Here is a 12,979-nt window from a genome sequence, read left to right as displayed (position 1 = left end):
GGTGGAGGATGGCCTCGGGATACAAGGTGCTGGACCTTTTCGAGGCTGATATCGACCTTTCCTGTCACCCTCCCTTCATCGCCGGAGGCGCCGGTGCTTGTGCCGGTCGGCACACATCGACCCCACTGAAACACCGTTCCCCGAAAAATTCTGGTAGCTTTGGCGGGTCCCTTTTCTCCACAGGCGAGACCCCAGTACCCCCCTATGCCACCGTCATTGACGCTGAACCACTATCCACTGTTTCTGCGCGTCCTGAGTTGCGGGCCTGAGTGGGGCGGGGCAGAATCAGGGCATGACACGCTTACTCGTAGACTGGAAAAAACAATGACATCGCTCCACTTAGCGACCGAGACCGTGGTGGCCGCAGCCCCCGCGAAGCTCTGGGAGGTCATGTCCGACTACGGGACGGCGTGGAAGTGGATGGACCTCAAGGAGGACGAGTACGTCGTCTCCGCGGGCAGCGCGATCGGCTCCACCCGCACCATGACGCACATGCCCGAGACCTTCGTCGAGATCGTGCGCAAGAACGACGCGGAGACCATGTCGTTCTCCTACGAGGCCACCGAGGGGGCCGCCCAGGTCAACCTGTCCAAGTACGTACCGACGTTTCAGGTCGTGCCGGAGGGCAGCGGGTCCAAGGTCCTGTACTCCGTCGACTTCGTCGTCGTGAACCCGGGCGAGGGAATGCCGAAAGACGGCGAGCCTCCGTTCGCCACGGCCGACGGGCTGAAGGCGATGTTTGTGGACATCTACGCTGGGTGGGTAAACAACGCCGCCAAGCTGGCGATGTGAACACGCAAAATGTTTTACGAGAAACAACAACAGCAACAATCCGGCCGAGCTGACGGCCACTAGGCCCCCTCCGTGGCACCCAGCCACACCCAGCTATCCAGCAGTGTTTTCGCATTGAAATAGGGTCGAGTTTTCGCTAGCTTCATAGCGTGCAGAACGACATTGCACCCCGGCGAGTTGTTGCGATTGCAACCGGGTTAACAAGGTGCTAAACCGCTCGGGAGGGTCCCGCGTGGTTCGCCATGCGGGACCCTTTTGTATGGAGGCTCAAGAGCCATGCCCAACAGACGGTATGCTTACGACTGTTGCTATCCCGGGAAGATGAGATGCGGAAGCCCCACCTGCTTCAAGTGCGGTGCCCGTGGCCGTTATGTCGGCTGGGCACTGTCCATGCACGAGGCTCAGAACGCTTTCTCACGTGCGACCGGGCTCCCCCCCTACGGTCCTGCTAGGGCTTCGCCAGAAGGCCAGGCCATCATCGCGCGTCTCGTGGCGTGCGAGCTGTGCGACCGAACGGGCCTGATTCAGGATCGAGCCAACGACACCTGGGCATGGTGCCCAGCGTGCGGAGGGAATCGGAGCGCAATCGACGGACGCTTCCGCCCCGACGCGAAGGGAGCACACAACGATCCGATGAACGGAATCTTGCGCCTCAAGGAACTGGCGGGCACGAGACGGTGCCCGAGCTGCCGAGGGCCGTGGTATTGGGGTGGGGTCGGTGAGGACCCGCCTAAAGGGTCGGTCTGCCCGAGGTGTGAGTAGGGGCTTGAACGCCATGCCTGACAGGATCTATCAAGTACGACTGCGATGATTGCCACAGGATTCGGTCCTTGCACGGGGACTGCTATCGGTTCGAGGAGTAGATATGCCAAGGTTCAAAAGGATCGTGTTCGACAACGGTTTCGTGCTTTGGGACGGGGGCTCCAAGAAGGAGTGCGACGAGTTTTGGGCGAGTGGGGCAGGTGGTCCACCTATAGCATCACCCTCCCTCTCTCTGTCCACGAAGGAGATGCGCTCCGAGGAACGCGAGAACCCACGCGGGGATGGCGACACCGGCGTCGCGGGCGGCACGGATTCCGGCTAATCCCGACTCCGCGAAGATCCTACGGAAGTTCTGAATGTCGTCTCGGACGCCGCCGTACTTAGTAGCCGCTAGGCCGGCCCGCTCCGCGAGCAACCCACACCGTGGGGGCTTGCCCACCTCAGCCCCTCTCGTCAGCCCTGTGTGCCGCTGTGAGCGGATAGGGCGCACTCATGCAGCCACTGGGATTGTGGAAGCGTTCGATGCAGTCGAAGACGTCGGCGCGGGCATCGGCCAGAGGATCTGCTCGCGATTCGGTGACTTGCACCGCATCTTGTTCGCATGTCTGACCCCATCACCCGCCTGAACGCAGCCCTAGAGGGCCGCTCTCTTCATTAGCGCCCAGCCACTCCTAGCTATCCAGCACTGTTTTGCTCGCCCGATCAGGCTAGTACGTTGAAAGAACACTTCCGAATTCAGGAGAAAGTAATGCGGATTCCGTCAGGGTTGATCGCAGCTGTACTCGTCGTCCTATCTGGATGTACGACTCCCTCATCGCCAGATCTCGCCGCCGAAAAGGCAGCCCTTCATGCGCGCATGGAAGGGGTGGTCGCAGCGGAAGCGGCGTTCAACGTACCGGAAGTTCTGACCTACTGGGCTGAGGGCGCGATCATGCAACCGGCCGGTTCACCGCAGATCGAGGGCAAGGACGCGATTCGCGAACTACTCAGCCAGTATTTCGAGAGTGGATTGGTGCGGGAGTTTTCCGGCTCGTCTTCGCATATGGAGATGTCGGCGGGAGGCGACCTCGCCTACGAGTACGGCGTCAATCGCATGGTTTTGGCCGGAGAGGACGGAGACCTTCTGGATATGGGCAAGTACCTGGCGATATGGAAGAAGATCGATGGTGAGTGGATGGTTGCAGCGTTGAGCTTTACGAGTGACGCTGCGGAGCCCAGCCTGATCTCCGGTTGACTCAGTGCCGAGGTGGGTTGTGCAGGTAGGAGCGAGCGAAGCGAGGTGATGGACTTGCATGACAGTGACTGGGTTTCCGTTCCATCCAGACATCGTATTCCGGTCTCCCGCTCAGCCCCGCCGGCGCCTTGGCCGCTTCTAAGCGGGTCGAGTGTTGCGGTGGCCTGTGGTGCGTTGACTACAGCCGCTCCGCTAACCTGTCCACGTCGACTCTGATGCCGCTGTTCTTCGCGGCCAGCACGACGCCATAGCCCTCGCCACTGTAGGTGTTGCCCCAAGCCGTCTCGTCGGGAAACGCGGGGAAGAACGTCGCGACCTCGCTCTTCACCGCGGCCACGTTGGCTGCCTTACTCGAATCTTCCTTATTGACTAGCAGGAATTCCTGAACCCCCCATAGGTGCGTAGTTCGAGTGAACTATTCTCGGCGTCCCAGACGTCAGATTCCATACTGACGAAACGCGAGTAGAATATTCAACTCGACCTTCGTCAGTCATGTACGCTCCCTCTTGAATGTGCAGGGAAATCGCACCACTCATGTCGTCATTGAAAGTTACATCAATGTCTCTGGCCGATCCCTCGATCCAATCAATGCCCGACACGAGACCTACATAGTCATCTCGCGACATATGACTGCAGGGAGCCATATTTGACAGGCACATCGACACTTCTTCGGCCATGCTAGCATTGATGGCTTCGCGTTGTTCCTCTTCAGAGGCGATCACCTCCATCAATCCTTCTAAGACATCGACTACGGCTTGCCTCATATCTTCTTCGTCATTCTTTCTGGAATAGATTTGTGCATTTCTTCCGTAAGTGGTATTGCCACCTCGATCTATAGCCCCTAGCTGAGCTTCCATTGCATTTTCTATATCTCCGAACTGAGCAAGTAGTTCAGCTTTTGAATCGAAGGCATTAGGTCCAGAGTAAACCTCTGTATACAAGGTGAGATATTCGCGGGAGGTTGCTTCGTCTTCGCCTTCCAAACCCCACATAGCCTGTCCGTAACCATAGGCTAACATGTTGTAGGCTGGTGCAGCCAATCCAGAAAACTCCATCGCAAATGCTTTAAGTGCCTCTATTCCCTCGAGATCTGGAGTGATCGCACACCACTGGAAAAGACCTTCCTGAGGAAAGTCAGCCGCCACTTCAGCACAGGTAGCCCTCCGCTCTTCAGACTGAAGGATATCCATCCAAGCAGACTCAGCATCTGTCATCGGCGCTCCACTAAGATTGTCGAGTCTCGAAACCTGAGATCCCAAATCAGGAAACTCGGTTCCAAAGTCGAAGGCAATTGCAGCCTGAGTGATCTTGGCAGCGGTACAAGTTGGGTCAATCATCAACGCCGCCTGCGAGAGGCCCCAAGCTCTTCCCGTCTCAATATTCAGAGATGCCATTATAGCTTCATTCACTAAAGCATGACCCTGCTCGGTACACGAAGTGGAAGAAATCCACTGATCACCGGTACCTACGGTGGTTGCCGAACCAAAAGTCGATGCTTCGTCCTGTCCGCTGCACGCCGCACTTGCAACCGCCAGAGATAAACAGAATACACCTAGACGGGACTGAATCATCGTTGCTTCTCCTGTAAAATGACGAGCGGCAGGCGGCTGTGCTTACCACGCCATCGCTAGTTAATCAAACCATAAGTGGCAGCGGAACGATCCTGCAAATCCTGTACAAGAATGTACTGGGATCGACAACGCTATAATTTAGTAATTATGGAATAATGCCGCAAACCATAACAGGAGGGCAAATCAGTTCGGGGACATTCGCATGTGGTACTGATCATTGGGAGTCTGCTCTTACTGCTTATCTCGATTTGTCTTCGTCAGAAGAACAAGGACGAGGCCGGCTCACGTCCTCAAAATTGTGAATTCTGTGAACTGCATTCTGCACAGGGACTTGAGTTGCCCGAGCGTGTGGGCGGGTGGCTCGACCTCAGCGGGTTGACCACGGTGGAAGGATTGAAGCTGCCCAACCATGGAGGCGTAGGTTAGCCTGGCCGGGTGTGGTTGCGGGAACCCAGCCACGCCCAGCGATCCAGCACTGTTCTGCGCGTCCTGAGTTGCGGGCCTGAGTGGGGTGGGGCAGAATCAGGGCGTGGCCCTGATACCGTGCTACGAATGCGAGAAGGAGATCAGCGACAAGGCAGCCGCCAGCGCCGAAGCGAAAGGCTCCACCCCCGAGACGCCGGATGCCGATGGGACCGCCGAAGGGAGGGTGTGGTCACCGACGGAATAGACCCGAGACGATTCGGTCGGGCCCGCCGACCGTGTCGTTCCGACAACCTGAACACGGCCCTTGGAGGCCTCAGCGAATGAGACTGAATCTGTGCTTCCGTGGCGTCGTTCTCGGTGCACTTGTCGCCGCGAGTTGCAGCCCCGCTCCTACGGCCACCCGCCAGCCAGTGCTGACCGTATATCAATCATCCGCGTCGATCGGTGATCCCCATATCGTGAGTGACGCTCTCGCCCGTCGGAGCATCATCTATTCCGTTTACGAGGCTCTCGTGCGACTGGATGAGCTGGGCAACTACCAGCCAGCCTTGGCTGAGCGATGGGAAGTGGGAGAGGATGCGCGGAGCTGGACGTTCCACCTGCGCGACGGTGTGACATTTCATAATGGTGAGGTGCTGAGCGCTTTCGACGTGGTCGCTACCCTCGGTCGGGTTCTGGACCCCTCGATTGGGGGTGCCTTCGGGACCCAGGGCGTTTACATCAGCTATCTGGGAACGGCGGAGATATCGGCTCCCGACGACATGACGGTAAGGATCGTCACCGTGGACCCTATGGCGGACCTCTTGGACCTCGTCGTCGATATGCCGATCAGCCCCGCGAGCGAGTTGCATCGATTGCCCGAGGCCTACGTCGGGAGTGGCCCGTATGAGATCATCGAGCAGAGCGGCACGCGACTCGTCATCGCCGCGCATGATGACTATTGGGGAGAGACCCCGGACTACGATGAGATCCACTGGGTTGCCGAAGGCGATTCAGAAAAGCGGGTGGACGCCCTGCTGGACGGTCGAGCCGATATCGCAGCTGGCATCGGCATTCAGGGTCGGGATCGGATCGCGGAGGATGGAACGGCTCTGACTCACGAAGCGAACAGCGGATTGGCCATCATCTTCATGGCCAATAGCCTCGAAGGGGCAGGAAGTGATCGCCGCGTGCGGCAGGCCTTGAACTACGCTCTCAACGTCGATGGGATCATCGAAGAGATCAAGCATGGGGCGGCCCAGCCGTTGAGTGGCTACCTGACCCCGAATCACTTCGGTTACAACCCCGAGACGCCCCCATACCCCTATGATCCCGACAGGGCGCGAAGCCTCTTGGCCGAAGCCGGTTACGCGGACGGGCTCGAGTTGGTTTTCGACATCCCTCAGGTGATGCCTGATGAGATGCCGGAGCTGGCACGGATGATGGCGGAGCAGTACGGCCAGGTCGGAATCACAGTGGAAATCGTCGAGCACCAGGACCGGTCGGCCTACTCCCAGATGGTCCGGGAGAAGAAGATCAACAATGCGGCTGGCTTCGACTCCAGTCCGCGCAGCACCTATCGGGTCCTGAGGGAAAAGATCCACTCCGGGCTCAAGGGCCCCTGGTGGGAGGGGTACGAGAATGCGGAGGTTGATGCCTTGATCGGAGAAGCGCAGGCGACCGTCTCCGACACGAAGCGCCAGGCCATCTACCGACGGATCTACACGATCATCCGCGACGACGCTCCTTGGATTTTTCTCTACAACCCGACCCTGTACTGGGGCGTCGATGCAACGATCACGGACTGGAAGCCACGAGTGGACGGTCTGCTCGTGTTTTCCTGACCGAAGGGTCATCTCCGCTCACCAGACCAGCAGTCACCGGACCACGATCACCGGTCCGCCCAGGCGCTCGACCTCGGGGTTCAGCCCAGGAAGCTCCGGAAGCGGATGGGTGCGTCACCAAAGATGGACGGACACTTCTCTATGTCGGGATCTCCCCGAAGAACGAAGGAAGCGAAGCGGAGCGCGAGGGATGAGCCGATTGCAGATGAAACAGGCCAGCAGAGAAGCGGCAACTCGCCCTCCCTCCGTGGCACCCCGCCACACCCAGCGATCCAGCAGTGTTCTGATCGTCGTGAGTTGCGGGTCTGAGTGGGGCAGAATCAGGGCATGAAGAGAGCAGTTGAGTTGAGTGCCGTGTTGTTTTCACTGCTCTTGTGGAGTTGTGGGGGAGAAGATGCTCCTACCGTGCCCCCTCCTGCAGTGACGCTCCCGCCATTCGGAGGCACGATCTTCATCGATCCGAACATCATCACGTCCTCGGACCCGACCACGTTCCAGGACCTGTCGTTCGCCGGGCAGGGTTCTCGAACGATGTTCGACCGACGGGTCGACGGATGGATCACGGTCGACGCCTACCTGTTCAACGCCAGCTTCGACGACGGTCTGGCTGCTGAAATTCAGGTCAATCCGGAGTTCGGCGGACCCGGTGTGGCATTGGTCGAGGCGGAGAAGTACGCCGAGGTGATCGGTCGATTGCCGACCGCGCTTCGCAAGGATGTGGAGACCGTTTGGATCCACAAGGGCACTCAGCCGTTCGGTGGTGGGAACAACAACCTACTCATCCACACAGGCCAAGCCGACCTCTACACGGCGGACGGCATACTGGAGGAGACGTTTGTGCATGAGGCCGCCCACACGTCGCTGGACGCGGCTCATGCCTCAGCACCTGCTTGGCTTGCCGCCCAGTCCGCCGATCCCACGTTCATCTCTACCTACGCACGCGATTTTCCGAACCGCGAGGATATCGCGGAGAGTTTCCTGCCCTATATGGCCATCCGATACCGATCAGATAGGATTTCCCAGTCGATTGCAAACACGATAATGCAGACGATGCCAAACCGGATTGCCTATTTTGACAATCAATCGTTCGACATGTATCCGATCGAATAATCCTTGCCTTTGCGTCTCCCTGGAAGGCGTGGCACCTAGCCACACCTAGCTTCCAGCACTGTTCTGCGCGTCCTGAGTTGCGGGCCTGAGTAGGGTTGGGCAGGATTAGGAGAAGTACTGCCCGACGCACGCGAGGGTCATCCGATGAAGAAACTCCCCGGGCCCCGACTCATGCTGCAAGCCTATGCAAACAAGCCTGCGATGGAGGGTTTCGGCCAGCGTGCGGAAGCGAATAGCCGTGCTGCTACTCCCTTGTGGATAGAACGAGGCCAGTAAGGAGGTAAAAACCCGTGGCAGGAAATGCAGAGAAGGGTGGCACACGGCGCTGGAGCCGCTGGAGGATGGCCGGCTGGACCGCCGGAGCGTTCATGCTGCTGCTGGCCCTGGTTGCGCAGCAGTTCATCGGTGAAGTGAGCTGGGTGGACAATCTCGCTCAGACCGGGACCTTGCTCATCGGAGTTGGGATCGCTGTTGAACTGGCATCAAGGAAGACCGGCGAAGCCGCATACCGAGCCGCCGTTGGTCTTGCGCTAGGCTCAGCGGTGCTCCTCGGCTGGGTGAACGGTGCCGTTGGCATCATCGGATCCGAGGACAACGACGCTAACCTGATGTATGGCGGGGTGCTCGTTGTCGGAGCAATTGGTGCCGTCATCGCGCGCTTCAAACCCGAAGGAATGGCGCGTGCGTTGTTCGCGACGGCGCTCGCTCAGACGCTGGTTGCCGTGGTCGCGCTGGTCGGGCAGATGGGTTCCCCGTATAGCGCGCCGCTGGAGATCGTGACCATTAACGGATTCTTCGTTGCGCTATTCGTTGGATCGGCCGTGCTGTTTTCGAAGGCGGCGCGCGGCTGACCCGATCATGGGCGGCACCCCACCTGCCCCCCCGACCTAGAAGACGGCCCCTAGCTCCCCCCCGTGGCACCGCCTAAAAACGACAAAAGGCCGTCCCCGAAGGGACGGCCTTTGTCATTAGATCAAGTCGTTGTCACCCCAGTTTGGCTTGGAACATCGCCCGTAGTTCAGCGTCATTCTGTACCGGAGTGATCGTGGAGCTAATGAGTGGGCCCCAATTAAACATCCAGGCCTGGACATCCGTGACGGTAGGTGAATCACAGATTGCCCACCCTTGCTCGCCAGCGAAATCGTGCCAGCGACCGATCACGTCGACATCGCCAGCGTCAGCGGCGTCGTCCTCCGCAGTCATCGAGGCGAAATTGGCCGCTGCATCCATTTTTGTGTCGGAGTTGAGACTCCAACGAATCATGTACAATGCCATCTATTTCCTCTCCCTGTTGAGCGTGACGGGAGACCGTAGCTATCGGTAGAGACTTCGGCAAGCATACTGGAGCGGCCGGCACTGTTCTGCTCGTCCTGAGCTGCCCTAACCGGTGCTGTGTTCACATTGGAATAGGGCCGAAATTCCGCGATATTTATACCGTGCAGAATGACCCTGCACCCCGGCGAGTTGTTGCGATTGCAACCGGGTTAACAAGGTGCTAAACCGCTCGAAAGGGTCTCGTGCGGAAAGCCGTGCGGGACCCTTTTGCTGTTTGAGAGAATGGGGAGTTCGTGGTGAAACGTCCGAGATTTGCACTAGACTAGACTCGCGTATAGGATGTGCATTGCTTTGAATTCTTCTCACTAGGAGTAGCCTCCAACGGCCTCACGTTTGGTTGCTGTCTTATTCGCATGTGCACTGTTCGCATGTGTTTCTGCAGAAGAACACCTGCCAACTGAAGCTGAGATGGAATCGCACTTGGCGACCATCTCGGAAGAATTCATCAGCGCTTGGAATGCGGGGGATGCTACGGGGCTTGCCACCCAGTTTCATCCGGAAGGGAGACGTCTGAACAGCGATGTGCAGGAGGTGTGGTTTGGCCGTCAGGCGATTGAGGACGGGTTCACGATGATGCTGGCTGCGGATAATCCTTAGGGATGTCCACGTGTTCAACGCTACGAGGAGCAGGCTCGCTATGACCACACGCCGCAACTTCATCGCTACGGCCTCGAAGGGACTTCTGGGCGCGAGTGCGATTCCCGCGTTCGGTCCGATCAGACCAGGCCTTAGAAGAACGGCCAGCGGTACGGGCCTGGTCTACGACAGGCGCTATCTCGACCACGTCCTGCCGGAGCGTGCAGGCGAGGCACACCCAGAGAGCCCACTTCGGCTCGTTCGAATGATGGAGGTCTTTGCTGAACGCGGACTCGATCAGGCAGTGCTTCCTCTGTCGCTTCTGGATGACCCTTTGTCCCACGTGCAGTACGCGCACACAGCCGAGCACGTCGACTCGGTCAGTACGATCGACGTCAGCGGCCGGATCGCGGAGCTTGCAGTCTCCGGGGCGCTCGGAGCGGTCGAAGCCGTCGCGCGCGGAACAGTGAAGAACGCCTTCTGCGCGAGCCGACCCCCAGGGCATCACGCGAACAACACGGGGGCGGAAGAGGGCTTCTGCTTCTACAGCAACGCGGCCATTGCGGCGAGGTACGCACAGCGGGTTCACGGGTTCGAGCGAATCCTGATCATCGACTGGGACTACCACCACGGGAACGCAACTCAGAATGCGTTCTATGATGACCCGAGCGTTCTATTCTTCTCCACGCATGACTGGCAGGCGTACCCAGGGACGGGAGATCCCGCCATGACGGGCGAGGGCGAGGGCACAGGCTCCAATATCAACTGGCATCTGGACTGCGGCGCACGGGACGTGGACATGCTGCGCGCCTGGGATGAAGCGCTTCTGCCCGCCGTGAGCCGATTCCAGCCGGATTTCATCATTGTCTCGGCCGGCTTCGACAGCCGACGCGACGATCTTCTCGGCTGCTTCGACGTGACGGACGATGCCTTCCGGCGCATGACGCGGATTGCGCTCGACCTGGCCGAAGACTTCACCGACGGGCGGCTGGTCTCACTTCTCGAAGGTGGCTACAACGTGGAAGGGAACGCCCTCGCTGCTGCTGCCCACCTTGAGACGCTGCTCGACGGTTCGTGACGCGGTCGCTGCAAGACGCTCACCGTGGTGAGGACGTGCCGGAGGACGATGCGGTGGCACGATACAGCCTGCCCAACCCCTACAGTTGTGGTAACGAGACGGTCACCTCCGACCCCTGTCCTCCCGGCCTAGAAGACGGCAACTAGCCCCCCCTCCGTGGCACCCAGCGTCGTCCGCGAAGGAGAGTATTCGGACCTGCACGTCCTGCCTAGTTGAGCCTCTCCCGCTTCCAGAGATCCCGCACTTCGTCGTCCAGCCCCGTCATTTCCCAGCGGATCAGCGACATCGGGAGCCGCCCGGCTGCCATGAACGTGTCGTGGAACTCCTTGAGGTCGAAATCGTCGCCCATCTGGCGCTTGCGATCGGCGAGGAGTTGCTGCATCTGCAGCATGCCGATCGTGTATCCCAGCCCGTAGCCGGGTGGCCGGCGCAGGTAGATCTCAGCGTCGACGCGCGCGACGTTCTCGTCCAGCCACGGTGTGCGCTCCATCCACCACGCTACGACTTCGTCGACCGTCATCTCGTTGAGCTGGAGCCACACATCCGCCGGCACCCTGGCGGCCCGGAAGATACCGAAGATGTGGATGAGCTCGCGGACCCGCGGCACGTCGTCGAGCAAGCCAACGTTCATGAAGGCTTCTTCCAAATAGACGCCCCAACCTTCGGTACGCGCCGCGCTGGTGATCTTGCCGCGGATGGGGTGTGTGTTGTGCCGTTCGAGCAATCCGTCGAAACGATGCCCGGGGATGACGGCGTGCAAGTGATCGGGCGTCGGGTTACGGAACTGCACCTGCTCCCAGAAGTTCGGGCCCCCGGGACGGACGATCCACGGCACGTTGGTGTCGAGATCCTTAACGTAGTCCGGGATCGTGATGATGTCCTCCTTCACCAGAAACCTACGGATCCGCGCGTCGGCGCTATCGATCCGCGCCGCATACTCCCCCGCCGATTCCGGAAGTTCGATCGGCGCCAGGTGCCGGTTTCGATGCTGCTCCAGCGCATACTCGCTCCCGAGGCGGCTCAATTCCCGTAGGCCCAGCGTAACGATCTGATCCGCGTCGTACGGCATGAGCTTCACGTGCTTCAGGTACCAGTCGAACATCTCCCGACCCACGCCGGCTTTTCCGGTCATGTCGCCGCGATGTGCGACGAGCCAGTCGTGGAAGCCCCGGACGGATTCCCGGGCCGCGGCGATGTCGGCGTGGAGATCGGGCTGCTGGGTGTCCGCTCGCTCGCGGAAGTCGTCGTACCAGCCAATGACGCCGGCCGGTGGCGTTGCTCGATATGGATAACCGTGCCCCACACCGTCGGCGTTGGTCAGATTGAAGATCGCGAGGTCCGCGTAGTCGGCGGCTACTTCCGTGAGATTGTTCTTTGCCTGCTCCACCAAGAGGGAGATGGCCTCGAGGCGCGTCCGGAGTGCTTTGGTTTCATCCTCGTCCAATGGCAAATCTGGGAACGTGATGCGCAGCATCTGATCCACATAGAATCCAGGGTCTCTGGACCAAGGGCGGGACACGTTCAAGAGGAAATCGTGTTTATCGAATCGGGAACGAACTGCCAGATAGTCGACCTGTTGATCGAGATCCCAGTCCACGACTGCCATGTCCTCGAGCCGCTCCTGGAAGTCCCGCATCTCGGCTTGACGACGCTCGACGGCGGCCTCGCCGTAGTCGGGATAGACGTCGGTCGCGCTGCCGGCGATGTCCCGGTTCGGAACGTTGCCCGACGCCCTGGCCGGATCTGTCCACTCAAGGAATTCTTGCAACAGTGCAACGAGATCATCGTAAGTGCCCGATCTGTCCGGTATACCCTCCGGACGTGCATCTCCCGCCTGGCATTGGAAGGCCGTCAAGAGCAGCAGCAGCAGCGCCGAGGCGGATTTGATCGAGGTCGACGTCTTCATACGCTCTGATCCGTGATGAGGTGTGCGGTGCCAGTCGGCCAGCCGAGGGACGCTGAATCCCTCAGGTTGGTCCCAGAATGCTACCAAACAGTACGGCGCGCTGCGCCTGAGCAGGGGAAGAAGCTCTCGGGTCAGTAGGAAGCTCGATAGGTAGTTGACCTGGAAGTGAAGCTCGTTTCCGTCGTCACTCAGTTGCCGGGGGCCTTCCAGCCAGATCCGGGCGTTGTTGATGAGCACGTCGATCCGATCGTAGTCACGCCGGATCGCCCATGCCAGCGACCGGACTTCGTCGAATGAAGCGAGGTCAGCAAGGTACAGGCGTGCGCTCCCGCGCCCCTCGGCTTCAATCTCGGCCACAAGCTCCAT

At 59.6% G+C, this 12,979-nt stretch carries 12 protein-coding genes; 8 read left to right on the top strand and 4 right to left on the bottom strand.

Annotation, left to right across the window (positions count from 1 at the left end):
* Positions 1 to 324 precede the first annotated feature (324 nt).
* The 3 genes from P8L30_16480 (at position 325) to P8L30_16470 (ending at position 2,788) form a co-directional block, all read left to right on the top strand.
* On the top strand, positions 325 to 792 hold the full coding sequence (locus P8L30_16480; protein ID MDG2241802.1) for an SRPBCC family protein: 468 nt from the start codon (positions 325 to 327) through the stop codon (positions 790 to 792).
* Between the two features lie 865 nt (positions 793 to 1,657).
* Positions 1,658 to 1,876, top strand: a complete 219-nt coding sequence (locus P8L30_16475) for a hypothetical protein (GenBank protein ID MDG2241801.1) — start codon at positions 1,658 to 1,660, stop codon at positions 1,874 to 1,876.
* Positions 1,877 to 2,302: 426 nt separating this feature from the next.
* A complete protein-coding gene (locus P8L30_16470) occupies positions 2,303 to 2,788 on the top strand; it encodes a DUF4440 domain-containing protein (GenBank protein ID MDG2241800.1) in 486 nt (161 codons plus the stop codon).
* Between the two features lie 178 nt (positions 2,789 to 2,966).
* Here the strand turns inward: P8L30_16470 and P8L30_16465 are convergent, their stop codons facing one another.
* Together P8L30_16465 and P8L30_16460 are read right to left on the bottom strand one after the other, a co-directional pair.
* A complete protein-coding gene (locus tag P8L30_16465) occupies positions 2,967 to 3,116 on the bottom strand; it encodes a hypothetical protein (GenBank protein ID MDG2241799.1) in 150 nt (49 codons plus the stop codon).
* 34 nt (positions 3,117 to 3,150) lie between these two features.
* Positions 3,151 to 4,359 (bottom strand): hypothetical protein, encoded by a 1,209-nt coding sequence (locus tag P8L30_16460; GenBank protein ID MDG2241798.1) that lies wholly within the window; start codon positions 4,357 to 4,359, stop codon positions 3,151 to 3,153.
* A gap of 746 nt (positions 4,360 to 5,105) precedes the next feature.
* On the opposite strand from P8L30_16460, the gene P8L30_16455 reads away from it, so the two are divergent.
* The 3 genes from P8L30_16455 to P8L30_16445 all read left to right on the top strand — a co-directional run bounded on the left by P8L30_16455 (position 5,106) and on the right by P8L30_16445 (position 8,569).
* Positions 5,106 to 6,608 (top strand): ABC transporter substrate-binding protein, encoded by a 1,503-nt coding sequence (locus tag P8L30_16455; GenBank protein MDG2241797.1) that lies wholly within the window; start codon positions 5,106 to 5,108, stop codon positions 6,606 to 6,608.
* A 327-nt stretch (positions 6,609 to 6,935) separates the two neighbouring features.
* Positions 6,936 to 7,718, top strand: a complete 783-nt coding sequence (locus P8L30_16450) for a hypothetical protein (protein ID MDG2241796.1) — start codon at positions 6,936 to 6,938, stop codon at positions 7,716 to 7,718.
* A gap of 290 nt (positions 7,719 to 8,008) precedes the next feature.
* Positions 8,009 to 8,569: a hypothetical protein gene (locus tag P8L30_16445; protein MDG2241795.1), complete on the top strand. Its 561-nt coding sequence runs from the start codon at positions 8,009 to 8,011 to the stop codon at positions 8,567 to 8,569.
* A 133-nt stretch (positions 8,570 to 8,702) separates the two neighbouring features.
* On the opposite strand, the gene P8L30_16440 is transcribed toward P8L30_16445, so the two are convergent.
* Positions 8,703 to 8,993: a DUF3303 family protein gene (locus tag P8L30_16440; protein MDG2241794.1), complete on the bottom strand. Its 291-nt coding sequence runs from the start codon at positions 8,991 to 8,993 to the stop codon at positions 8,703 to 8,705.
* Between the two features lie 468 nt (positions 8,994 to 9,461).
* Here P8L30_16440 and P8L30_16435 point away from each other — a divergent pair, with 468 nt between their 5' ends.
* Together P8L30_16435 and P8L30_16430 are read left to right on the top strand one after the other, a co-directional pair.
* Complete coding sequence (locus P8L30_16435; GenBank protein MDG2241793.1) at positions 9,462 to 9,650, top strand: hypothetical protein; 189 nt, start codon at positions 9,462 to 9,464, stop codon at positions 9,648 to 9,650.
* 40 nt (positions 9,651 to 9,690) lie between these two features.
* Positions 9,691 to 10,707: a histone deacetylase gene (locus P8L30_16430; GenBank protein ID MDG2241792.1), complete on the top strand. Its 1,017-nt coding sequence runs from the start codon at positions 9,691 to 9,693 to the stop codon at positions 10,705 to 10,707.
* Positions 10,708 to 10,915: 208 nt separating this feature from the next.
* Here P8L30_16430 and P8L30_16425 read toward each other — a convergent pair.
* Positions 10,916 to 12,979, bottom strand: a 2,064-nt coding sequence (locus P8L30_16425; protein MDG2241791.1) for a DUF885 family protein, incomplete at its 5' end; no start/stop codon positions are given.

The organism is Longimicrobiales bacterium (assembly GCA_029245345.1).
GTDB lineage: Bacteria > Gemmatimonadota > Gemmatimonadetes > Longimicrobiales > Gaopeijiaceae > CALFPJ01.
This window is presented reverse-complemented; position numbering and strand designations above follow the sequence as displayed.

Coding starts and splice junctions, on each gene's coding strand:
- P8L30_16480 (MDG2241802.1), top strand. CDS start 325: ATGACATCGCTCCACTTAGCGACCGAGACCGTGGTGGCCGCAGCCCCC.
- P8L30_16475 (MDG2241801.1), top strand. CDS start 1,658: ATGCCAAGGTTCAAAAGGATCGTGTTCGACAACGGTTTCGTGCTTTGG.
- P8L30_16470 (MDG2241800.1), top strand. CDS start 2,303: ATGCGGATTCCGTCAGGGTTGATCGCAGCTGTACTCGTCGTCCTATCT.
- P8L30_16460 (MDG2241798.1), bottom strand. CDS start 4,359: ATGATTCAGTCCCGTCTAGGTGTATTCTGTTTATCTCTGGCGGTTGCA.
- P8L30_16455 (MDG2241797.1), top strand. CDS start 5,106: ATGAGACTGAATCTGTGCTTCCGTGGCGTCGTTCTCGGTGCACTTGTC.
- P8L30_16450 (MDG2241796.1), top strand. CDS start 6,936: ATGAAGAGAGCAGTTGAGTTGAGTGCCGTGTTGTTTTCACTGCTCTTG.
- P8L30_16440 (MDG2241794.1), bottom strand. CDS start 8,993: ATGGCATTGTACATGATTCGTTGGAGTCTCAACTCCGACACAAAAATG.
- P8L30_16435 (MDG2241793.1), top strand. CDS start 9,462: ATGGAATCGCACTTGGCGACCATCTCGGAAGAATTCATCAGCGCTTGG.
- P8L30_16430 (MDG2241792.1), top strand. CDS start 9,691: ATGACCACACGCCGCAACTTCATCGCTACGGCCTCGAAGGGACTTCTG.